Annotated in this window: 23 protein-coding genes and 1 tRNA gene; 16 read left to right on the top strand and 8 right to left on the bottom strand. The window is 69.9% G+C overall.

Annotated elements, in window-relative coordinates; translation table 11 throughout:
• Positions 1-68: 68 nt before the first annotated feature.
• The gene (locus AS029_RS13050) at positions 69-1,283 is read left to right on the top strand and encodes a sensor histidine kinase (RefSeq protein ID WP_058233019.1); all 1,215 of its coding nucleotides are present in this window, start codon (positions 69-71) and stop codon (positions 1,281-1,283) included.
• Positions 1,280-1,963 (top strand): response regulator transcription factor, encoded by a 684-nt coding sequence (locus AS029_RS13045; protein WP_058233018.1) that lies wholly within the window; start codon positions 1,280-1,282, stop codon positions 1,961-1,963. Before AS029_RS13050 ends, AS029_RS13045 begins: the two co-directional genes overlap by 4 nt.
• 54 nt (positions 1,964-2,017) lie before the next feature.
• Here AS029_RS13045 and AS029_RS13040 read toward each other — a convergent pair whose 3' ends face one another.
• Complete coding sequence (locus tag AS029_RS13040; RefSeq protein ID WP_058233017.1) at positions 2,018-2,584, bottom strand: hypothetical protein; 567 nt, start codon at positions 2,582-2,584, stop codon at positions 2,018-2,020.
• A 204-nt stretch (positions 2,585-2,788) separates the two neighbouring features.
• Here AS029_RS13040 and AS029_RS13035 point away from each other — a divergent pair, with 204 nt between their 5' ends.
• On the top strand, positions 2,789-3,271 hold the full coding sequence (locus tag AS029_RS13035) for a CarD family transcriptional regulator (RefSeq protein ID WP_058233016.1): 483 nt from the start codon (positions 2,789-2,791) through the stop codon (positions 3,269-3,271).
• 48 nt (positions 3,272-3,319) lie between these two features.
• On the top strand, positions 3,320-4,534 hold the full coding sequence (locus tag AS029_RS13030) for a bifunctional 2-C-methyl-D-erythritol 4-phosphate cytidylyltransferase/2-C-methyl-D-erythritol 2,4-cyclodiphosphate synthase (protein ID WP_058233015.1): 1,215 nt from the start codon (positions 3,320-3,322) through the stop codon (positions 4,532-4,534).
• A 217-nt stretch (positions 4,535-4,751) separates the two neighbouring features.
• Here AS029_RS13030 and AS029_RS13025 read toward each other — a convergent pair whose 3' ends face one another.
• Positions 4,752-5,213, bottom strand: coding sequence for a GNAT family N-acetyltransferase (locus AS029_RS13025; RefSeq protein ID WP_058233014.1), 462 nt, complete (start codon positions 5,211-5,213; stop codon positions 4,752-4,754).
• A 67-nt stretch (positions 5,214-5,280) separates the two neighbouring features.
• On the opposite strand from AS029_RS13025, the gene cysS reads away from it, so the two are divergent.
• Genes cysS through AS029_RS13010 form a run of 3 tightly spaced genes read left to right on the top strand, consistent with a single transcriptional unit; the run spans position 5,281 to position 8,333 of the window.
• Positions 5,281-6,675 carry a cysteine--tRNA ligase gene (gene cysS / locus AS029_RS13020; RefSeq protein ID WP_058233013.1) on the top strand — a complete coding sequence of 465 codons (1,395 nt, stop codon included), beginning with the start codon at positions 5,281-5,283 and terminating at the stop codon, positions 6,673-6,675.
• Positions 6,668-7,666, top strand: coding sequence for a 23S rRNA (guanosine(2251)-2'-O)-methyltransferase RlmB (gene rlmB / locus AS029_RS13015; RefSeq protein WP_058233012.1), 999 nt, complete (start codon positions 6,668-6,670; stop codon positions 7,664-7,666). The genes cysS and rlmB overlap by 8 nt, the downstream gene beginning before the upstream one ends.
• A gap of 25 nt (positions 7,667-7,691) precedes the next feature.
• Entirely contained in the window at positions 7,692-8,333 is a 642-nt protein-coding gene (locus tag AS029_RS13010; RefSeq protein ID WP_058233011.1) for an NAD(P)-dependent oxidoreductase, read from the top strand.
• A 166-nt stretch (positions 8,334-8,499) separates the two neighbouring features.
• On the opposite strand, the gene AS029_RS13005 is transcribed toward AS029_RS13010, so the two are convergent.
• Together AS029_RS13005 and AS029_RS13000 are read right to left on the bottom strand one after the other, a co-directional pair.
• Complete coding sequence (locus AS029_RS13005) at positions 8,500-9,822, bottom strand: DUF4032 domain-containing protein (protein ID WP_058233010.1); 1,323 nt, start codon at positions 9,820-9,822, stop codon at positions 8,500-8,502.
• A gap of 79 nt (positions 9,823-9,901) precedes the next feature.
• The gene (locus AS029_RS13000) at positions 9,902-11,005 is read right to left on the bottom strand and encodes an ABC transporter ATP-binding protein (protein WP_058233009.1); all 1,104 of its coding nucleotides are present in this window, start codon (positions 11,003-11,005) and stop codon (positions 9,902-9,904) included.
• Between the two features lie 212 nt (positions 11,006-11,217).
• Between AS029_RS13000 and AS029_RS12995 the strand changes: the two genes are divergently transcribed.
• From AS029_RS12995 to AS029_RS12985, 3 genes are all read left to right on the top strand, one after another.
• Positions 11,218-12,177 (top strand): DsbA family protein, encoded by a 960-nt coding sequence (locus tag AS029_RS12995; protein ID WP_058233008.1) that lies wholly within the window; start codon positions 11,218-11,220, stop codon positions 12,175-12,177.
• Between the two features lie 38 nt (positions 12,178-12,215).
• Positions 12,216-12,593: a hypothetical protein gene (locus AS029_RS12990; protein WP_058233007.1), complete on the top strand. Its 378-nt coding sequence runs from the start codon at positions 12,216-12,218 to the stop codon at positions 12,591-12,593.
• Positions 12,594-12,642: 49 nt separating this feature from the next.
• A tRNA-Thr gene (locus AS029_RS12985) sits at positions 12,643-12,715 on the top strand.
• Between the two features lie 69 nt (positions 12,716-12,784).
• Here AS029_RS12985 and AS029_RS12980 read toward each other — a convergent pair.
• Both AS029_RS12980 and AS029_RS12975 read right to left on the bottom strand, forming a co-directional pair.
• On the bottom strand, positions 12,785-13,015 hold the full coding sequence (locus tag AS029_RS12980; RefSeq protein ID WP_228375951.1) for a DUF3263 domain-containing protein: 231 nt from the start codon (positions 13,013-13,015) through the stop codon (positions 12,785-12,787).
• A 35-nt stretch (positions 13,016-13,050) separates the two neighbouring features.
• On the bottom strand, positions 13,051-13,602 hold the full coding sequence (locus AS029_RS12975; protein ID WP_167345277.1) for a hypothetical protein: 552 nt from the start codon (positions 13,600-13,602) through the stop codon (positions 13,051-13,053).
• Between the two features lie 60 nt (positions 13,603-13,662).
• Between AS029_RS12975 and AS029_RS12970 the strand changes: the two genes are divergently transcribed.
• From AS029_RS12970 to AS029_RS12950, 6 genes are all read left to right on the top strand, one after another.
• Positions 13,663-13,992 carry a hypothetical protein gene (locus AS029_RS12970; RefSeq protein ID WP_139168120.1) on the top strand — a complete coding sequence of 110 codons (330 nt, stop codon included), beginning with the start codon at positions 13,663-13,665 and terminating at the stop codon, positions 13,990-13,992.
• 64 nt (positions 13,993-14,056) lie between these two features.
• Complete coding sequence (locus tag AS029_RS12965) at positions 14,057-14,242, top strand: hypothetical protein (protein WP_058233003.1); 186 nt, start codon at positions 14,057-14,059, stop codon at positions 14,240-14,242.
• A complete protein-coding gene (locus AS029_RS12960) occupies positions 14,236-14,511 on the top strand; it encodes a hypothetical protein (protein ID WP_058233002.1) in 276 nt (91 codons plus the stop codon). The genes AS029_RS12965 and AS029_RS12960 overlap by 7 nt, the downstream gene beginning before the upstream one ends.
• 27 nt (positions 14,512-14,538) lie before the next feature.
• Positions 14,539-14,697 (top strand): hypothetical protein, encoded by a 159-nt coding sequence (locus AS029_RS17685; protein ID WP_167345276.1) that lies wholly within the window; start codon positions 14,539-14,541, stop codon positions 14,695-14,697.
• 192 nt (positions 14,698-14,889) lie between these two features.
• Entirely contained in the window at positions 14,890-15,219 is a 330-nt protein-coding gene (locus AS029_RS12955) for a DUF7882 family protein (protein ID WP_058233001.1), read from the top strand.
• Positions 15,220-15,348: 129 nt separating this feature from the next.
• The gene (locus tag AS029_RS12950) at positions 15,349-16,071 is read left to right on the top strand and encodes an SGNH/GDSL hydrolase family protein (protein ID WP_058233000.1); all 723 of its coding nucleotides are present in this window, start codon (positions 15,349-15,351) and stop codon (positions 16,069-16,071) included.
• Between the two features lie 67 nt (positions 16,072-16,138).
• On the opposite strand, the gene AS029_RS12945 is transcribed toward AS029_RS12950, so the two are convergent.
• Together AS029_RS12945 and AS029_RS12940 are read right to left on the bottom strand one after the other, a co-directional pair.
• Complete coding sequence (locus tag AS029_RS12945; protein ID WP_058232999.1) at positions 16,139-18,256, bottom strand: hyaluronate lyase N-terminal domain-containing protein; 2,118 nt, start codon at positions 18,254-18,256, stop codon at positions 16,139-16,141.
• A 194-nt stretch (positions 18,257-18,450) separates the two neighbouring features.
• A complete protein-coding gene (locus AS029_RS12940; protein ID WP_058232998.1) occupies positions 18,451-18,837 on the bottom strand; it encodes a hypothetical protein in 387 nt (128 codons plus the stop codon).
• Between the last annotated feature and the right edge of the window lie 24 nt (positions 18,838-18,861).

The following is an 18,861-nucleotide window of genomic DNA, read 5'->3' as shown; positions in this document are numbered from 1 at the left end:
GCCCCCGTGTCCTCTCGGACGGGGGTGAACGGCGGGTGAAGTGGAAAGCCCGCCCCTACGCTGGAGACATGGAACAACCGCAGCTCGCGCTGCTCTCGCTCCTTGCAGGCGTGCTGATCGGGGCGACCGTGGTCGGCCTCATCGCCGGCGCCCTGCGGGCTCGCCACCGTTCTCTGGCAGAGACGTCCGTCGACGTCCCGGAGGGCGTGGACGCCATGCTCGGGGCGATGGACGACCCCGCCTTCGTGTGCGACATGTCGTCGACGGTGCTGGCGCTCTCTCCCGCCGCCGCGGTGTTCGGCGTGCAGGCCGGCGAGGTCGTCGCCAGCGAGGAGCTCAAGCGCGTCGCGCGAGTCGCCCGTGACACGGGCGCAGGCGTGTCGGAGAATCTGCGGCTGCGGCGTGGAACGGGCCCGGCCGAGGCGCGCCTGGTGGCCGTGCGTGCCACCCCCATATCGGGGCGTCTCACCCTCCTGGTGCTGCGAGACATCACCGAGCGCGAACGGGTGGAGGAGATGCGCCGCGATTTCGTGGCCAACACCAGCCATGAGCTGAAGACGCCCGTCGGCGCCGTGAGCCTGCTCGCCGAAGCCATCGAGTCGGCGGCCGACGATCCTGAGCAGGTGCGCCACTTCGCCGCGCGCATGCAGGCCGAGGTGGCGCGGCTGAGCGCGCTGGTCAATCGCATCCTGAGCCTGTCGCGTCTGCAGGCCTCCGAGGAACTGCGCGACGTGCGCGACGTATCGATCGACGAGGTCGTCACCGCCGCGGTCGAGGCGCACACGGTGCAGGCCGACTCGGCGCAGGTCGTCGTCGTGCGCGGCGGCACGAAGGGGCTCTGGGTGCGCGGCGAACCGCAGATCCTGACCGAGGCCATCGGGAACCTGGTCGCGAACGCGATCGCCTACTCGCCCCAGGGGTCGAAGGTTGGAGTGGGGATCAAGCTCGACGGCGACGTCGTCGAGATCGCCGTCACCGATCGGGGCATCGGGATCCCCGAGAGCGATCAGCACCGCGTGTTCGAGAGGTTCTACCGCGCGGATCAGGCGCGTTCGCGGCGCACCGGCGGTACGGGCCTCGGCCTGTCGATCGTCAAGCACGCGGTCCAGCGCCACGGCGGCGAGGTGCGGCTGTGGTCGCGGCCCGACCGCGGTTCGACCTTCACCATCCGCCTCCCGCTGTCCGAGACCCCCGATCTCGACATCGCCCGTCCGAAACAGCGTCGCAAGGGCCGCAAGGCCGCTGCGTCGTCGCCCGTACCCGTGAAAGAAGACATCGTATGACCCGCGTTCTGATCGTCGAGGACGAGCCCGACCTGGCCGACCCGCTGGCCTACCTGCTGCGCCGGGAGGGGTACGAGGTGGAGATCGCCGAAGACGGCGCCCTCGCCCTCGCCGCGTTCCGTGAGCGTGGCGCGGACATCCTCCTGCTGGATCTCATGCTCCCGGGCATGCCGGGGACCGAGGTGTGCCGGCAGCTGCGGCTGACGTCGCAGGTGCCCATCATCATGCTGACGGCCAAGGACTCCGAGGTCGACATCGTGGTCGGTCTCGAACTCGGTGCCGACGATTACGTCACGAAGCCGTACTCGACGCGGGAGCTGCTGGCGCGGATGCGTGCCGTCCTGCGTCGACGGACCCCGGATGACACCGACCTCGACGACCGTGTGCTGGCCGGCGGCCGGGTGGTGCTCGACATCGACCGCCACACCGTCGCGGTCGACGGGGGAGAGATCAACATGCCGCTGAAGGAGTTCGAACTGCTGGAAGTGTTGATGCGCAACGCGGGACGCGTCCTCACGCGCGGTCAGCTCATCGACCGGGTCTGGGGCACCGATTATTTCGGCGACACCAAGACGCTGGACGTGCACATCAAGCGGATCCGCTCGCGCATCGAGCAGAACCCCAGCGAGCCGAGCATGCTCGTGACCGTGCGAGGTCTCGGGTACCGCTTCGAAGCGTGACCCGGAGACGACGAAGGCGCCGACGCAGTGCGTCGGCGCCTTCGTCGTCCGCGATCAGGAGGCCGGGGTCGGCGTGGCCGTCGGAGTCGGCGTCGCGGTGTTGGTCGGGATCGGCGCGATCGAGACCGTCGCCTCGGGCGTCGGCGCGAGCGGAGCGAGGTACTCGAGGGCGCCGTCGAGCACGGGCACCTGCATGAGCGATCCCTCACCGTCGCCGGACTGGAAGTAGACCGGCACGGTCGAGCCGGGCACGGCGTCGATGTCGTTCAGGCGCAGCGGCTCGACGTCGTTGGCCAGGTCGCCCAGGCTGAGCGTGCGGCCGGCCGGCACGTTGACCGCGGCGCGGACCGCGGAGGATCCCTCGCCGACCTCGATGCGCAGCACGAGCTGGTCGGTGGTGTCGTTGACGATCGCGGCGACGAGGTTGCCGGTCGTGCCGTCGTCGTTGGCGACGATCAGGGCGTTGCGCACCGACAGGGGGCCGGAGTCGGCGGGGATGTTCACGCCGTCCGAGGCCGAGTAGTCGATGGTGGTCGCCTGCGGAGCGATGAGGTTGCACCCCGTCGTGCCCAGCAGAACAGCGGCCCCCAGGGCCACGGACGCGATCAGGCGCGTTTTCACGGATCCTCCAAGATCGACAGACGGCATCCCTCTCATCCTACGGGGTCCGCGGTGCCGGTCCGGGTCGTGCGCTCGGCACCCGCGGGGGAGCCCCTCACGCGGGGGCGGCTGACGCCCGCGCGGGGGAGAGGAGCGCGGAGTGGGCGGAACCTTAGCGCATGCGGGCCTGTGGTATCCTGGATGTTGCCGAAAGGACATAACTCCATGCTTTTTGAGGTTGGCGAGACCGTCGTTTACCCGCACCATGGCGCGGCCACGATCATCGAGGTCAAAGAACGCGTCATCAAGGGCGAGACGAAGAAATACCTGAAGCTGAACGTCACGCAGGGAGACCTCGTCATCGAGGTCCCGGCCGACAACGTCGACCTCGTCGGCGTTCGCGACGTGATCGGCAGAGAGGGTCTCGACCGCGTCTTCGAGGTGCTGCGTGCGCCCTTCACCGAGGAGCCGACCAACTGGTCGCGCCGCTACAAGGCGAACCTCGAGAAGCTCGCGTCGGGCGACGTGATCAAGGTGAGCGAGGTCGTGCGCGACCTGTGGCGCCGCGATCAGGACCGCGGTCTGTCTGCCGGCGAGAAGCGCATGCTGGCCAAGGCCCGTCAGATCCTGGTGTCCGAGCTCGCTCTGGCCGAGAAGACCGACGAAGACCGCGCGAGCGTCGTGCTCGACGAGGTTCTCGCGTCCTGAGTTCGCGCAGCGCGCGTCGCTCCGGCGTCGTCGCGCTAGCGTGATCGGGTGACTCTCACCCCTGTCCCGCGCGTCGCGGTCGTCGTCGTCGCCGCCGGTTCCGGCACCCGCCTCCGCGGTGGAGCCCCGAAGGCGTTCGTCGGGCTCGACGCACGGTCGATCCTGCACCGGTCTCTGCTCGGTGTGTTCGCGGGTCCGTCGGCGCAGGTCGTCGTCGTCGTGCCCGAGGGGTACGAGGGCGACGCGCTCACCGACGCCCGGGATGCAGCGGGCGCGGCCGCCGACCTCGTCACGGTCGTGACGGGGGGCGCCACGCGCCAGGAGTCCGTCGCCGCGGGCATCTCGGCGCTGTGGGCCGACGTCGATGTCGTGCTGGTGCACGACGCGGCGCGCGCGCTGACGCCGCCCGAGGTGTTCGAACGCGTCGTCGCGGCCGTCGACGCGGGCGCGGACGCCGTCATCCCGACCCTGCCGGTGGTCGACACGATCAAGCGGGTCGACGACGCGGGCCGGGTCGTGGCCGGCGTCGACCGCTCCGAGCTGGCGGCCGCGCAGACCCCGCAGGGCTTCCGCCGTGCCGTCCTCGAGGCGGCACTGGCCGAGGCCGCGGCGGATCACACCGACGACGCCGCGGTCGTCGCCGCCGCGGGCCACACCGTCATCACCGTCGCCGGAGACGCGGCGGCGTTCAAGATCACGACCGCCCCCGACCTCGAACGGGCGCGTGCGATCGTGCAGGCTGCGCCCGAGGCATCCCCTGCCCCGGCCCCGGCCCCGGCGCCCGCGCACCGCGCGCCCCGCGTGGGGATCGGCACCGACGTGCACGGCTTCGGCGGTGAGGGCACGCTCTGGCTCGCGGGCCTCGAGTGGCCGGGCGAGCAGGCTCTGTCGGGACATTCCGACGGCGACGCCGTCGCGCACGCGATCGTCGACGCGCTGCTGGCGGCAGCGGGTCTGGGCGACATCGGCACGCACTTCGGCACCGACCGACCCGAGTTCGCGGGGGTTCACGCCGAAGCGTTCCTCGCCCACACGCTTCGACTGCTGCGCGAGGCGGGATGGGCCGTCGGCAACGTCTCGGTGCAGGTGCAGGCGAACCGTCCCCGTTTCGCCGCGCGCCGCGTCGAGGCGGAGCGGGTGCTGTCGGCGGCGCTCGGGGGAGCTGCGGTGTCGGTCAGCGCCACCACCACCGACGGCCTCGGCTTCACCGGCCGCAGCGAGGGCGTCGCAGCGTTCGCGACCGCGCTCGTCGTACCCGCCTGAGGCGTCGTGGAGTGCGCGTCGCCGCGGTCGTGACGGCCCCGGTCGCACCGGCCTGACGCGCCGTGCACCGCGTCGCCGCGGTAGGGATAGCCCCGGTCATGACCGTCTGGGCGCCGTGAAGCGCGCGTCGCCGCGGTCGTAACGGCCCCGGTCGTACCCGCCTGAAGCGCCCTGTAGCGCGCTGTGCCGCCTTCGCGACGGCTCCGGCGGTGTGCGCTCAGAGGTCGCGCGTCATGAAGGTCGAGAGCGGATCGGGCGCGTAGGGCGCGAACGCCTCGCACTCGCGGAACCCTTCGCTCGCGTAGAGCCCGCGTGCCGCGGCGAAGTCGGGGGTGCTGCCGGTCTCGAGCCAGAGACTCCGGATGCCGCGCTCCGCGGCATCCTCCATGATGTGCCGCAGGATCGCCCGGCCGATGCCCTGGCCGAGGAAGCGCTGCACGACGCGCATCGATTTCAGCTCCGCGCGATCGGCGCCGAGGTCTTTGCACGCGCCGATGCCGGCGAGTTCGTCATCGACCCACGCCGACCACACGGTGATGCCGTCGGCGCTCAGGCGGTCGGCGTCGAGGGCGTGCACGCTCTCGACGGGCGTGTTCTCGAGCATGCCCGCGAGGTGCGCGGCGACGAGCGCGCGGGTCTCGGCGCCGGTGAGGTCGTCGGGACGGATGAGCAGCGGCATACCTGCACCGTATCCGTCGCGTGTTTCCCCCAGGTGTCGCGCGCGGAGCGGCCGGTAGGCTTGACCAGTGACTGTTCGGCTGTACGACTCGAAGGCGCAAGACCTGCGCGACTTCGTCCCCCTCGACCCCTCGAACGTCACGGTCTACGTCTGCGGTCCCACCGTGCAGTCGGGCCCGCACATCGGCCACGTGCGCGCGGCCCTCGCGTTCGACCTGCTGCGCCGGTGGCTGGCCCACCGCTTCGGCCGGGTGACGTTCGTGCGCAACGTCACCGACATCGACGACAAGGTCCTCGCGAACGCGACCGACGATGAGCCGTGGTGGGCGCTGGCGTACCGCATGGAGCTCGAGTTCACGCGGGCCTACACCGCCGTCGGCATCCTGCCCCCCACCTACGAACCGCGCGCCACCGCCTCGGTGACGCAGATGCAGGAGCTCATCGCGGAGCTCATCGAGCGCGGACACGCGTACGCCGCCGCCGGCGACGTGTACTTCGACGTGCGCTCGTGGCCCGCCTACGGCGAGCTCACACGACAGAGTCTGGATGCCATGGAGCCCGCGGCCGACGCCGACCCGCGCGGCAAGCGCGACCCGCGCGACTTCGCCCTGTGGAAGGGCGCGAAGCCGGGGGAGCCCGCGTCGGCCACCTGGGCGTCGCCGTGGGGCGAGGGCCGGCCCGGCTGGCACATCGAATGCTCGGCCATGTCGCGCCGCTACCTCGGACCGGAGTTCGACATCCACGGCGGCGGCCTCGACCTGCGCTTCCCGCACCACGAGAACGAGGTCGCGCAATCGACCGCCGCCGGCGACGCGTTCGCGCGCTACTGGGTGCACAACGGTCTCGTCACCGTCGACGGGCAGAAGATGTCGAAGTCGCTGGGCAACTTCACCCTCGCCGCCGACGTTCTCGCCGCGCACGATCCGCGGGTGGTGCGATACGCCCTCGCTGCGGCGCACTACCGCTCCAACCTCGATGTCTCCGATCGCGCCTTCGCCGAGGCGGCGGCGGCGCTGGAGCGCGTCGACACGTTCCGCCAGCGCATCCTGCGCGCGTCCGACGCCGACCCGATCGTGATCGTGCCCGGCGAGGTACCGGACGCGTTCGGTGCGGCCCTCGACGACGACCTCGGCGTGCCGCAGGCGCTCGCCGTGCTGCACGAGACGGTGCGATCGGGCAACGCCGCGCTCGATGGGGGAGACCGCGATGCGGCGGTCACCGCTCAGCGCGCGGTCGCCGCGATGCTGGGCATCCTGGGTCTCGACGCCGCCGAGCCCGCGGTCGCGGGTGGCGGGGCCGAGACGGCGCTCGACGCCCTCGTGCAGGAGATGATCGCGCAGCGCGCCCGCGCGCGCGCCGACAAGGACTGGGCAGCAGCCGATCGCATCCGCGACGCCGTGGCTGCCGCAGGAATCACGCTGGAGGACACTCCGGCCGGAACGCATTGGAGTATCGATGGCTAAGCCTGGACGCCCGGGAGCACGCAACCCCGGCAAGAAGAAAGGCCCCCTGAAGGGCACCGGCGGGCACTCCCGCAAGGCCCTCGAGGGCCGGGGTCCCACCCCGAAGGCGGAGGACCGCGCCTGGCACCCCGCCGGCAAGCGCAAGGCGGCGGAGGAGCGATACGCCGCCGCGGGTGGTAAGGGACGCCCCGGCGTCCATGCCGTCGGCAGCAACTCCAACCGCAAGAGCCCGAAGGCCGCCGACGACACCGAGACGGTCACCGGCCGCAACTCGGTGCTCGAAGCCCTGCGCGCCAAGATCCCGGCGACCGCCTTCTACATCGCGCAGCGCGTCGAGATGGACGACCGCGTGAAAGAGATGCTCTCGATCGCGACGAACCGCGGCATCCCGGTGCTCGAGGTCACGCGTCCCGAGCTCGACCGGATGGCCGGCTTCGACGGCGTGCACCAGGGCGTCGCGCTGAAGGTGCCCCCGTACGCGTACGCGCACCCGCAGGATCTGCTCGAGAAGATCATCGACCGAGGCGAGGTGCCGCTGCTCGTCGCGCTCGATGGAGTGACCGACCCCCGCAACCTCGGCGCGATCATCCGTTCCACGGGCGCCTTCGGCGGTCAGGGCCTCATCATCCCGCAGCGCCGCTCGGCGAGTGTCAACTCCGCCGCCTGGAAGACCAGCGCGGGAGCAGCGGCCCGCATCCCGGTCGCGCTCGCCGCCAACCTCACGGCCACGCTGAAGGACTTCAAGAAGCAGGGCGTGTTCGTGCTCGGCCTCGACGGCGACGGCGACGTGTCGCTGCCCGCCCTCGAACTCGCCGACCGCCCCGTCGTCATCGTCGTCGGCTCGGAGGGCAAGGGCCTGTCGCGCCTGGTGACCGAGACGTGCGACCAGGTCGTGTCGATCCCGATCTCCACCGCCACCGAATCGCTCAACGCCGGTATCGCCGCCTCCGTCGCCCTCTACCAGGTGTCGACGCTGCGCGCCGGCCGCTGATCCCGCTCTCTCAGGAAGGACCATCATGCCCCGCATCGCCGTCATCGGAGGCACCGGCTACGCCGGCAGCCACATCGTCACCGAGGCCGTCCGTCGCGGCCACACCGTCGTGTCGATCGCCCGTTCGGTTCCCACTGAGCGCGTCGACGGAGCGACCTACCTCGAGGGCACCGTGCTCGACGTTCCCGGCCTCGTGGCCCAGCTCGAGGGCGTCGACGTCGTGGTGTCGGCCGCCGCTCCCCGCGGCGACATGGAGGGCAAGCTGCGCCCGGCCATCGCCGAGCTCGTCACGGCGCTCCCCGAGAACGTCCGCCTGGGCGTCGTCGGCGGAGCGGGCGGTTCGCTCGTCGCCGAGGGCGGCCCGCGTCTGATCGACACCGACGGGTTCGCCGAGGAGTACAAGCCCGAGGCCCGCGAGGCCATCGGCATCCTCGAAGACCTGCAGGCCGACGACACCGGCCGCGACTGGTTCTACGTGCACCCGGCCGGAGGCTTCGGCTCGTGGGCGCCGGGGCAGCGCACCGGCTCCTACCGCGACGGCGGCGACGTCCTCGTCGTCGACGACGACGGCGACTCCTTCATCGGCGGCGCCGACTTCGCGATCGCCGTGCTCGACGAGATCGAGAACCCGAAGCACACCCGCGAACGCTTCACCGTCGGGTACTGAGCCCGCGCGACTCCGAGGCCGTGGCATCCTGGATCGATTCCGGATGCCACGGCCTCGGTCGTCTCACCGCGCTCGCGGCCCCCGTGTCACCGGCGTCGCGACCTCGAACCGGCCGCATGATCTCGCCGGCAGCGAGGGCAACCGCCGTCGGCGACGCGGAGGCGTCTCAGACCAGGTCGCGCCAGTCGACCGAGTCGGTGTCGGTCGTCGGCACCTCGCCCGTGGCGGGCGCATCGGCGTCGGACACGGTCGCGAGCGACATCGTGTCGGTCGGCGGGCCCATGACGGTCGCCTCGTCGCGTCGGTGACGCAGCACGTCGTCGATGTACGAGCTGACGACCTCGGCCAGGGGTACGGAGCGACCGCGCGCCTGCGACATGTACCAGCGGTGCTCCAGCACCTGGTGGAAGACCTCGGCCGGCTCGAGTTTGGCGCGCAGATCCCACGGGATCGCCATGACGATGGGCTCGAACACGCGGGTCAACCACTCGTGCGCGACCATCTCCTCGTCGGCTCCCAGGCGTGAGACGCGGGCGCGGAACTCGTCGAGGTCGTTGAGCAGCCGGCGGGCCTGGTTCTCTTCGACGTCGAGACCCGTCAGCCGCAGCAGGCGTCGCTGGTGGTGCCCGGCATCCACGACCTTCGGCTGGATCGACACCTGCGTGCCGTCGCTGGCCGTGCGGATCGACATCTCGCCGATGTCGAAGCCGAGGGCGTTCAGGCGGTGCACGCGCTCGGTGATGCGCCACGACTCGTCGACGGCGAACGACTCCTTGTCGGTGAGTGCTCCCCACAGCGAGTGGTACGACGACACCAGCCCATCAGCGATGGCGATGGCATCCACCCCTCCCTCGAGCCGCCCGCCGGCTTCGAGGTCCATGATCTCTCCGGCGATGTTCGTGCGCGCGATGTCGAGATCGTGGGCGCGTTGGCCCGGGCTCAGGCGATGGCCGTGCAGCTCACCGGTCTCGGCGTCGACGAGGTACGCCGCGAACTCGCCCGCATCGCGGCGGAAAAGGGTGTTCGACAGCGACACGTCGCCCCAGTAGAAGCCCACGTTGTGCAGACGAACGAGCAGAACCGCCAGCGCGTCGACGAGGCGCGTGGCCGTGTGCGGCCGCAGAACCTGGGTGAACAGCGCCCGGTAGGGGAGCGAGAACTTCAGGTGCGCGGTGACGAGAGCGGCCGGCAGCGGGCGGCCCGACGCGTCGGTGCGGCCGGCGATGACCGCGATGCGGTCGACGCACGGAGCGGCCAGGCGATCGAGATTGCCGAGCATGTCGTACTCGCGGCGCGCCATCTCCTCGGTCGTCTCTTTGATGGCGACGACGCGACCCGACAGGTTCGCGAAGCGCACGAGGTGACGCGAGATGCCCTTGGGAAGCGCGACGATGTGATTGCTGGGCCACTCGCCGAGTCCCGTCGACCACGGCAACTGCAGGAGCCCGGGATCGACGGCGCTCGCCGTGATGCTGAGGGATTCGGACACGGATACCTCCGGGAAACAGTGCGGCGCGCCCCCGGCCGATGCGAATCGGGAACGGGGACGCGCCGCGTCGGTGCGTGGGTCAGGCCGAGGCGATGGCCCGGTCGGTCAGGCGCTCGCCCGACTCGAGGTCGAACACGTGCACGTGTCCGGGAACCGGGGCCAGCACGACCGTCTCACCCGCGTTGGGGTGACGACGACCGTCGACGCGCGCGACCAGGTCGGTGCGCTTGCCGTTGATGTCGGTGTGACCGTAGAGGTAGCCGTCGGCGCCGAGCTCTTCGACGAGGTCGACGACGACCTTGAGGCCGCGGCCGTCGGCCGGGGCGACCTGGATGTCTTCGGGGCGCACACCGATGGTGACCTCCGAACCGTGCGCCTTGCCGATGGTGTCGGCCTCGACGGGCACGACCAGATCGCCGAAGCGGACGCCGCCCTCGGCCAGGTCGGCCGTGAACAGGTTCATCGCGGGCGAGCCGATGAAGCCGGCGACGAAGACGTTCTTCGGGGTCTCGTACAGGTCGCGCGGCGTGCCGACCTGCTGCAGGATGCCGTCCTTGAGCACCGCGATGCGGTCGCCCATGGTGAGGGCCTCGGTCTGGTCGTGCGTGACGTAGACCGTGGTCACACCGAGGCGGCGCTGCAGCGACGCGATCTGGGTGCGCGTCTGCACGCGGAGCTTGGCGTCGAGGTTCGACAGCGGCTCGTCCATGAGGAACACCTGCGGCTGGCGCACGATCGCGCGGCCCATGGCGACGCGCTGACGCTGACCACCCGAGAGGGCCTTGGGCTTGCGGGTGAGGTACTGCTCGAGGTCGAGGAGCTTGGCGGCCTCGAGGACGCGAGCGGCACGCTCCTCTTTGCCGACGCCGGCGATCTTGAGCGCGAAGCCCATGTTCTCGGCGACGGTCATGTGCGGGTACAGCGCGTAGTTCTGGAAGACCATCGCGATGTCGCGGTCTTTGGGGGGCACATCGGTGACGTCGCGGTCACCGATGAGGATGCGGCCCGAGTTGACCTCTTCGAGGCCGGCGAGCATGCGCAGCGAGGTGGACTTTCCGCAGCCGGAGGGGCCGACGAGAACCAGGAACTCGCCGTCGGCGACGTCGAGGTTCAGCTTGTCGACCGCGGCGCGGGTGCCGCCGGGGTACAGACGGGTTGCGTTGTCGAATGTGACGGACGCCATTTTTTCTTCTCCTTCACCGGCAGGTACGTGCCGGACGATCCGTAGTGAATGGAATGAACGGGTGCGACCCCGTGCGCGCGACAGTGCACGCAGGGTCAGTATGGCACGTGTCTGGTCATTTCTCAGCCAGCCTGGCTACCATCGGTGCCTGTTCGCCTCACCCGCGCGAACCCCACGTTTCTTGCGGTGATCCACCGCGCCCGGAAGGTTTCATGTCCCACGACCCCTCAGCGAATGCGCCCGCCGAACGCGATCGTCGCGAGGCGGTGCGTGAGAAGGCGCAGCAGGTCAAAGCGAAGCAGACGCGCTGGCGCATCGCACGACGCTCGGCGATCGCCGTCGGTGCCGTCGCGGTGATCGGCATCGGCGCCGCGGGCGTCTCCGCCGCTCTCAATTCCCGCGAGGGTCGGTCGCAGGCGCTCCCGGGCGCCGCCGCCGACGACGGCTTCCTGATCACCAGCGCGTCGCAGGTCGCGGATCCCCTGGCCGACCAGACGGTCGACGGCACCGCCGCGACCATGGCCGCCGAGGCCGTGCCGACCGCGACTCCCACCCCCGAGCCGACGTCGACGGCCGCACCCGTCGACATCCGCGTCTACGTCGACTACCTCTCCACCGAGGCGCGCGAGTTCCAGTCCGCCAACGCCACGCAGCTGTCGAAGTGGGTGGGCGACGACGCCGCCACGCTCACCTACTACCCGGTGGCGATGCTCACGTCGAAGTCGAACGGCACGAAGTACAGCCTGCGCGCTGCGGGGGCCGCCGCGTGCGTGGCGACCCACGCGTCCGACCGGTTCTTCGCGTTCAACCACGAGCTGCTCACGAACCAGCCCGCAGCCGACACCGACGGCTACAGCGATCAGCAGCTGGCCGACATGGCGCAGGGAGCGGGCGTGAGCGACGTCGCGACCGTGCGCTCGTGCATCGAGGACGAGACGTACACGGGCTGGGCGAAGGCGGCGACCGATCGCGCGATCAAGGGCCTTCCCGGCACGAACGGACAGGCGCTCACGGCGACCGCGACCGTGCTCGTGAACGGCACGCCGTACGTCGGCAACATGGATGACGCGAAGGAGTTCGCGCAGTTCGTGCTGACCGTCGACAGCAACGCCTACTACTCCACCGCGACTCCGACCCCGTCGTCCACGCCGTCTGCAGCGCCCGCCGGCTAATCCCTTCGGTGCGTGCGACGGTGTGCGATTCTGGTGGCATGAACGACGAGCTCGAGGACTCCCCGCCGCGGCGGTCCCGTGATCAGCTGAAGGCATGGGTGCAGGAGTTCCGCGACCAGGGGCACCTGGTCGCGGGCAACATCAAGGTGGTCGACCAAGAAGACGCCGAGGGTCAGGACACCGGCCTCGTCGTCGTCACCCTGTCGAATGCGAACGCGTCGATCTACATGCAGCCGAAGGGGTACGACGAGCCGCTCTGGGAGGCGACGCTCAGCGCGCGCCCGGACGATCTCACCCTGTCGCCGCATGACATGGCCAGCCTCGCGGCCGAGCTCGTCGTCGCCGGCAACCTGTGCTCGTTCCTGCAGTTCAAGTCGCTCGACTGGGATCGTCAGAGCGGCCGACACCAGGCCTGAGTCCGGCCAGGTCGTAGACTCGTTGCTCGAGACGCCCTCGGCGTCTTCTGCCGGCTTGGCGCAATTGGTAGCGCACCGTACTTGTAATACGGGGGTTGCAGGTTCGAGTCCTGTAGCCGGCACGTAATTCCGCGGATCTCAGGTCCGAAGGGCCGACGATCTGGCCCCAACCCATCGGAAACCCATCGCTTTCAGCTCGCGCGGCGCTGACGGTGCGCGGCGGCATCGTCGCGACGTCGACGCAACCGGTGCACGAGCAGGGGATTGGCGGCGAGGGCCTCCTCCGTGTCGATGAGGCGGTTGAGGAGCTGGAAGTACCGGGCGGGCGGGATGTCGAAGCGCACGCGGATCGCCTCGTCTTTCGCGCTCGACCACCGCGGCCACTGCTCCTCGAAATCCAACATGGCAGCAGGGGAAGTCACCGAGCCAACCTATGCTGGACGTCTGACATCGACACTCACATGTATGGCGACCAGCCCACGAATGCCTTCGAGAGGTCGCCGATGGCCCGATCGAAGGCGAACGTGAGGGAGGCGCAACCCTCGCCGGTGGTGGTCGAACACCCGCCAGCGTCCCACGCTTCAGCCTCCCGCTGCACGGTCTCCGCGGCGGTCTTGGTTTGAGCGAACAGCGAAGAGACCTCCGCGGGCGGGCTGCTGGCGATGAACCCCTTCTTGCCGGGCGTGACCGCCAGCTGGTGCTCAATTGTCGTGGTCGTTGCCATGAAAGTGGCGCTGGTTAGTTGGACTCTGCAGATGATGCCAGCCTGCGTGGTGGCGAAGGCGGGGCTGCACTCGCTGTCGTCCCAGCTCTCGGCCCAGTCATCCCACTCCGCCTTCTGTTGGGCAATCAAGGACGCCCACTGCGCAACGGTTGACGATTCGGTGGTAGGCGACACTGCGGGTGAGCTCGCAGGAGGCGCATCCGTCGACGGTGCACCAGCCGCGCAGCCAGAAAGGGCGAGTGCGAATGCAACAGAAGCGGCGGTGGCAGTACGGGGGGTTCTCATAGGCGGGAGCCTAGCCACAGCCGAACCATGATGTCGGCGGTGGGGCGTAGCGTCCCTGCCATGTCCCGCCCCCTGCACCCCGACGTCGCGCTCGGCATCCAACTGTCGGCGATCTGCTCCCGCAACCGGTACACCCAGGACCCGGGCCCGGTCATCGCCGAGCTGCTCGAGGCCGCTGGCGACCGGGGCGACGTGCTCGCGTACGAGGCAGGCCGGTGGGCGGGGTACTACGACGACGAGCACACCGCAGTCCTGGTGGCCGCGATCATGGAAGGCATCCCCGGCGCCGCGGAATGGGCGCCCGTCGGCCGGGCACGACGGTCAGCACCCCCGCACGGGACGACCGGGTTCGGGCCGGCGTACTTGCCGCCGACGCCCCGCGACGGGTGAACTGCCGGGTGAAGTCTGCCCAGGATCACTTCGCAGCGCGGGTTTCCGCTCGTATCGTCGGCGCATGACATCCCACCTCACCGCCCGCGCCGTCGCCCGCCGCCTTCGCATTCACCGCTCCACCCTCCTCGTGTGGAACGACTGCGGTGTCGGCCCGCTCCCCGACGAACGAGGCCGCTACCCGGTGGATGTGGTTACCGCCTGGGCTGACGAGATGTCGGCGGCCGTCCCTACGATGGTCCGGTGCTGATAGGAACCATCCGCCCCCGCGAGACCACCACCGTCGACGTCGAAGCGCACTCCCTCGCCGAGGTGCACAAGGTGCTCCAGCAGCGCGCGCCGGCGGGATTCGAGCTGACGGACGCGCCTGTGCGGATGAGCAACGGCACCACGCTCCTAGCCGCGGCGGGGACGTTCGCGCGACGCGACGGCACCCGCGGCATCGAAGCCGCCGACATGGCCGCGCTGCGGGCGCAGGTGCCCGACGGGTGGGTGCTGCTGCACGTTCGCTCTACCTGACCTTCTATCGTTCGATACGGTCGGTGGATGGATCAGCCCACCGCCTATGTCGTGCTCATCGTCTGCGCGAGCCTGCTTTACCTGATCGGCACTCTCGTGGTCTCGTACTGGATCATCCGCGCCGCCGTAAGCGGTGCCCTTGCGAAGCATCGTGACGAGCTTCGCGAGATCCTTCGGGACCGGTGAACGACGAAACGCCCCCGGCTACCCGCTCTTGGCGAGCCGGCGCCGGGGGCGTTGTGGTTGGATCCGTGCCGCTCGCCGCCGCGGCGACGCAGGCGCGATCCCGCACGCGTCGCGTCCAGGTGCTGCGGGTTCCGTGGCGTAGTACATCGCGCGGAACTTGAGGGCCTCAGCCCCGGTCGGCAAACTACACGCGTGGGCAAGTTCATCTACAACGAGCAGATCCGGGTCGACTTCGAGGACCGACTTCTCGCGCACCTGCAGGTTGTCGTCGGCAATAAGCTTCGTCGCGGGGAACCGTTCTACTTCTCGTGGAAAGACGACCAGTCGGTCGGTGGTGGCCGCACTGCGGTATGGATGCATCCGGGAGCGTCATTCGTGTTCAAGTTCAGCGGGGGCCGGTCCCCGGCTGTCAGCCGCGCCTGGCTCGAAGCGCTGATGCACACCGCCAACAGCACCAATGGTCTGTATGTCGTTCCGGAACCCCCAGAAGATTCGGTCGCACCGAGTTCGCTGATGAGCTGACTCCGACCACTACGACGAAACGCCCCCCGCGACCCGCTCGTGATGAGCAGGCGCCGGGGGCGTCGTCGTGCTGGGGTGGTGCTGTGGGGTCGGAATGAATTGACCGGGCGGTCACATACAATCGGGCGCATGGGGAAGCACAATGGTCGACGGTCCAACTTCGACCGCGCTGGGGTCGCGAAGCTCGTTGCTGTCGGCCTGTTCGGGGTCGTGACGCTCAGCCTCGCCGGCTACGCCCTGGCACAAGACCGCACCGCGCCGGCGACGACGGTTGCCTATAGCCCGATGCCGATCGAGATGCCGACCCAGGCCGCCGCGCAGACCATCTCCGTCGTCGGCGACTCGAATACCGAGGTCAACTCTTCGGACTTCTCCGCCGGCGACATCGGCGACGCCTCATGGGTGTCCCAGCTGCTCGGCGACGGCTTCACGTTCGGCGGCGGGTGGGCTGACGGTGGCACCACGTCTGGAACGCAGGCCGACAACCTCGCCCAGCTCGACCAGGCGGACATCACCTTGATCATGACCGGCACGAACGACCTCGGCCAGGGCGTCGCGTTCGCCGACACCCGCGCCAACATCGACCGGATCGTCGCCAAGGCCCCTGCGAACCGCGTGATCCTCCTGGCGATCCCCCCTCGGGACACGGAGACCCGCCGCACCACCGAAGAGCACAACGCTGACCTGCAGCAGCTCGCGCAAGAACGGGGTTGGGAATTCTTCGACGGGCTGACGTTCCTCCGCGCCCCCGAAGGCGGGTACATCGCCGGGGTATCCGATGACGGCGTGCACCTGAACCGTGAGGCCCAGGCCCGCTACGGCCAGATCATCCGCGAGCACCTCGCCGCCTGACGAACGACGAAACGCCCCCGGCGCCCACCTCGAAAGGGGGCGCCGGGGGCGCTGTCGTGGACATCGGTCAAACGGTGATAGCCGGGTAGTGCTGGGCGAGCGCGGCGCGCACGGTGGCACGCTCGCTCTCGCTGAGGACGCGGTCCCACAGCAGAACCTCCGCCACCCCGATGTCGATGGATGCGGTCGCGCCGCCGCCGACAGCGAGGGTCGTCGACGTCGCCGAACCCCGCGTGCCGCTGGTGGTCGCGGCGGTACCGGTCGCATCCAGCCCGAGCTCCCCCGTCGAGGGGTTGTACCAGGCGAACGCGACCCGCCACCCAGCGTCGACCGTCTGCTGTGGCACCGACGAGATCCCCGTCGCCGCGGCCGCGAATGCCCCGTTTGCGCCGCGGGTGAGGGAGAGGAAGCCGGCGCCGATGCTGACGATGCCGTGCGCGACGGCCGCGGGGGTACGGTTGTTCACCACGACCGCAATCGTCCGCACCGTGTTGTCGCCGGTCGTGTTGAACACGCGCTGGGTGTTCGACGCGGTCGTAGTCTTCGGGGTGTCGAAGGACTTGTCCACGCCGCCGGGGCCCGATCCGACCTTCATCGTCGTGCCGCTGTGCGCGAGGTCGAGCGTGCCGATGGAGTCCGGCCATGGGGTTGCCGCCGCGTCGATCGCGGGCAGACGCACGCCGGCGTACCGGTGAGTGGCGTCAGTGAGCCCGTACCCATGCAGGGCGCTGGAGGCTGCGGCGATCGTCACGGTGAAGGTCTTGTCAACCGTGCCGTACGCGTTGGCCGCGCGGAGAACGATGTTCGCCGTTCCCGCTGCGGTGGCCGTACCCGTGATCGCACCCGACGAGTACGTCAGGCCGTTGGGCATGCCGGACACCACGCTGACCGTGACCGGGGCCGTGCCATCCGTCGCGATCGGCACATTCACCGGTGTGCCGACGGTCATCCCGGGCAGCGGTGACGCGGTGGTGAAGCTCGGCGCGACGCCGGTGCCACCTCCACCGCTGTAGGTCCCGACGCCGCGCGCGGCGAACTCGGCGAGCACGAGCGCGTTGATGACGTCATACGCGACGGCGTTGTAGTGCAGGGCGTCGCCGCGGAACGACGTCGGCACGATGCCGTTGCCGATGTCGGTCGTGTCCTGCGACGTCGGGGTGATGCCCGCCTGCTGCAGGGTCAGCGCGGACGTGAGGTACCCGGCCCAGTCGACCCACTGCCGGGGGAATGCGGCCTTGATGGCGGCGTTCGCGGCGTCGAGCAGCGCACGGTCCGCCGACCCTGGCGTCTCGGCATTCGACGGCGGGATGGACAGGACGATGTGCTGCGATGGGTCGCTGCGGTTCCACTCGATGATCGCGCGGATGCGGTCGACGATCTGCTGCGGCGTGGAGGTCTTGAAGTCGTTGCGGCCGATGCAGACGGTCATGATGCGGTCGCGCCAGTCGAAGCCGGTGCGGAACGGCGTCGGTGCTGGGGTCGCAACCTCGGCACCCGCGGTGGTGCGGGTGAACGTGTAGGTGTAGACCCCGCCGCTGGTTTTTGTGAGGAGAAGCGTGCCCGGGACGCCGGCGAGGGTGCCCGCCTGGGACCAGGTGCCGGTCGCGGCGTTCATGTAGAAGAGGTTCGCGTCGGGGGTGACGCCGACCGATCCTGATGCCGGGATCTTGCCACCTGCGACGGTGAGCATGGCGGGGACACCGCCCTGACGCGCTGCGATCTGCGGCGACGTCTGCCCACCCTTGCCGATGCTCAGGACGTTCGCTGCGCCGTAGGCGTTCTTCAGCTCGATGTTGTTGTTGTTCGATCCCCAGTTCTCCGTGAGCGAGTCACCCACCTGCAGGATCGCGAGCACCGGCGTGGGATCCGCGCCGCCGCCGAGCTCGTCGATCAGCGCGGCCGTCTTGATGTAGGTGGCGGACTGCTTGTTGTTCAGCAGGCCGACCGTGATCTGGTCCGTCGTCGCGGACGCCTCGGCGACCTGCTTCGCCGCGTCCTCGAGGCGGACGACATCGGCGTTGGACATGGTCACCCACTGCAGCGCCGACCACGCGTTCTGACCGTCGCCGACCTTCGCCCGCTTCGACGTGGTGTCGTAGCCGAACTCACCAGCGGCGAGGACCGGGTTGGAGGTGGCCCACTCGGCGGCCGTGCCGCGCCGGAGAATGATCTGAGCAAGAGCCATGTGCGGCTACTCCGTTCGAACAGTGCGGGGGCTCCCGCGGCGGGGTGAGAAGTAGAGGCTGAAAGCTCCGGTCAGGACCGCCAGAGCAAGCAGCAGATGAGGGTGACGAGCAGGGCGAGGTCGAGGTCCGCGAGGACGAAGAACACGTGCAGCTGACGCATGCGCGCGGTGGTGCCCGCCCTGCTCGTCATGGGTCACTGGGCGCCGTCGTCGCGGTCGTCCAGCGCGTCCTGGTACTCCTCGCGCGTCGAAGTGCGCGGGTCGGGCAGGCGCTTCCCGCCGACGCTCTGCAGCGCCGCGGCGGCACCGGTCGGCTTGTACAGGCCGAAGTGCAGGCCGACGGCCGTCAGGAACGTGGTGAGCGCGGCGAGACCGCCGACGCCGATGTCGTACGCGGTGCCGGCGGCGATCGACTCCCCGAGCTCGGTCAGCAGACCGGCCGCGGCCGAAAGTACAGCGAGCAGCAGCGCGCGGGTCGAGGAGTTCGTCACGCGGGTGGTGACGAGGCCCACGATGAGCGGGAGGATGACGCCGACGAGCAGCGACACGATGAGGCCCGGGGGCAGGGTCAGTTCGAACATGCGGGGTGTCCTTTCGAGACGAAG

The sequence above is a fragment of the Microbacterium enclense genome (genome assembly GCF_001456955.1).
Lineage (GTDB): Bacteria > Actinomycetota > Actinomycetes > Actinomycetales > Microbacteriaceae > Microbacterium > Microbacterium enclense.
This window is presented reverse-complemented; position numbering and strand designations above follow the sequence as displayed.

What these genes read in the sequence shown, in the direction of transcription:
- AS029_RS12940 (WP_058232998.1), bottom strand. Translation starts at nt 18,837, where the DNA reads ATGTTCGAACTGACCCTGCCCCCGGGCCTCATCGTGTCGCTGCTCGTC.
- rlmB (WP_058233012.1), top strand. Translation starts at nt 6,668, where the DNA reads ATGGCTAAGCCTGGACGCCCGGGAGCACGCAACCCCGGCAAGAAGAAA.
- AS029_RS12945 (WP_058232999.1), bottom strand. Translation starts at nt 18,256, where the DNA reads ATGGCTCTTGCTCAGATCATTCTCCGGCGCGGCACGGCCGCCGAGTGG.
- AS029_RS12990 (WP_058233007.1), top strand. Translation starts at nt 12,216, where the DNA reads ATGAACGACGAGCTCGAGGACTCCCCGCCGCGGCGGTCCCGTGATCAG.
- AS029_RS13045 (WP_058233018.1), top strand. Translation starts at nt 1,280, where the DNA reads ATGACCCGCGTTCTGATCGTCGAGGACGAGCCCGACCTGGCCGACCCG.
- AS029_RS13025 (WP_058233014.1), bottom strand. Translation starts at nt 5,213, where the DNA reads ATGCCGCTGCTCATCCGTCCCGACGACCTCACCGGCGCCGAGACCCGC.
- AS029_RS12965 (WP_058233003.1), top strand. Translation starts at nt 14,057, where the DNA reads ATGACATCCCACCTCACCGCCCGCGCCGTCGCCCGCCGCCTTCGCATT.
- AS029_RS12970 (WP_139168120.1), top strand. Translation starts at nt 13,663, where the DNA reads ATGTCCCGCCCCCTGCACCCCGACGTCGCGCTCGGCATCCAACTGTCG.
- AS029_RS13035 (WP_058233016.1), top strand. Translation starts at nt 2,789, where the DNA reads ATGCTTTTTGAGGTTGGCGAGACCGTCGTTTACCCGCACCATGGCGCG.
- AS029_RS17685 (WP_167345276.1), top strand. Translation starts at nt 14,539, where the DNA reads ATGGATCAGCCCACCGCCTATGTCGTGCTCATCGTCTGCGCGAGCCTG.
- AS029_RS13050 (WP_058233019.1), top strand. Translation starts at nt 69, where the DNA reads ATGGAACAACCGCAGCTCGCGCTGCTCTCGCTCCTTGCAGGCGTGCTG.
- AS029_RS13010 (WP_058233011.1), top strand. Translation starts at nt 7,692, where the DNA reads ATGCCCCGCATCGCCGTCATCGGAGGCACCGGCTACGCCGGCAGCCAC.
- AS029_RS12950 (WP_058233000.1), top strand. Translation starts at nt 15,349, where the DNA reads ATGGGGAAGCACAATGGTCGACGGTCCAACTTCGACCGCGCTGGGGTC.
- AS029_RS13000 (WP_058233009.1), bottom strand. Translation starts at nt 11,005, where the DNA reads ATGGCGTCCGTCACATTCGACAACGCAACCCGTCTGTACCCCGGCGGC.
- AS029_RS12995 (WP_058233008.1), top strand. Translation starts at nt 11,218, where the DNA reads ATGTCCCACGACCCCTCAGCGAATGCGCCCGCCGAACGCGATCGTCGC.
- AS029_RS12975 (WP_167345277.1), bottom strand. Translation starts at nt 13,602, where the DNA reads ATGAGAACCCCCCGTACTGCCACCGCCGCTTCTGTTGCATTCGCACTC.